Raw genomic sequence first — 1307 nt, 5'->3', positions numbered from 1 at the left:
TCGCCGCCGACATCACCGGTGCCGGCGACCTGACCAAGACCGGGGCGGGAACCCTGACGCTGTCGGGGCAGAACGACTACACCGGCACCACCACGATCTCGCAAGGCACGCTGGGCGCCAGTGTCGCCCATTCCTTCTCGGCCCGCAGCGCGGTGTCGGTGGCGGCAGGCGCCAGCCTCGACCTCGGCAGCCTCGACCAGATCATCGGCACACTCTCGGGCGCCGGCTCCGTTGCACTCGGCAGCGGCAACCTCACCGTCGACGAGACCAGCAACTCGACCTTCTCCGGTTCCCTCTCCGGTGGCGGTTCCTTCACCAAGTCCGGTTCCGGCAAGCTGATGCTGTCGGGAACCAGCACCTATACCGGCCAGACCTTCGTCAAGCAGGGCACGCTGTCGGTCAACGGCTCGATCGCATCGTCAGCGGGCATCACGGTCGAGACAGGCGGCACGCTCGGCGGCACCGGCACCCTGGCTTCGGTGACCGTGGCGAATGGCGGCACGCTGGCGCCCGGCAATTCGATCGGCACCGTCACCATCGCCGGCAACCTGGTCATGGGCGCCGGCTCGACCTATGCCGTCGAACTCGATCCGGCTTCCGCCGACCGCACCAATGTCAGCGGAACCGCCAATCTGTCGGGCGGCACGGTGTCGACCAATTATGCTGCCGCCACCTACATCCAGAAGACCTACACCCTGCTCAATGCGCAGGGTGGGCTCGGCGGCACCAGCTTCGTCGGCCTGACCGGAACCGCCCCCACCGGCTTCAAGCACAAGCTCGCCTATGACGGCAACAATGCCTATCTCGCGCTCGATCTCGACATGCGTGAGCCCGGCAATCCCGGGGAGCCGGGCAAGCCAGGAGAGCCCGGCGGCAGGCCGGTCTTCGATCCGCTCAACCGCAACCAGCGCTCGGTGGCCAATGCCATCGTCGGCTATTTCGATGCCAAGGGCGGTATCCTGGCCGAGTTCGGTGCCCTCGACAGCGCCGGCCTCTCGCTGGTCTCCGGCGAGCCGGCAGCCGGCGCGATCAGCTCAGGCATCCATGGCACGGACCAGTTCCTCGGCCTGCTGTCGGGCGAGGCGCTGGCGGGCCGTGGCGGGCAGGGCGCCGGCGACACTGCATCGGCTTTCGCCGATGACAAGCCGGCAGCAGATGGCGACAAGCCCTTCGCAGCGCTCGACGCAAAGTCGGATCGGCTTGGCGGTCTTGTCGCAAAAGTCTTCGACAGTCGCTGGCGCAGCTGGGGTGCCACCTATGGCGGCACCTCCGAGATCGGCGGCGATGCCGCTGCCGGCTCGCACGAC

Annotated in this window: 1 protein-coding gene; it reads left to right on the top strand. The window is 67.9% G+C overall.

Annotated elements, in window-relative coordinates:
• Positions 1-1307: autotransporter-associated beta strand repeat-containing protein (locus ACFWYE_RS30995; RefSeq protein WP_379115825.1), on the top strand; the 1307-nt coding region annotated here is incomplete at both ends.

Origin of the sequence: Mesorhizobium sp. NPDC059025 (assembly GCF_042739655.1) — a bacterium.
GTDB lineage: Bacteria > Pseudomonadota > Alphaproteobacteria > Rhizobiales > Rhizobiaceae > Mesorhizobium.
This window is presented reverse-complemented; position numbering and strand designations above follow the sequence as displayed.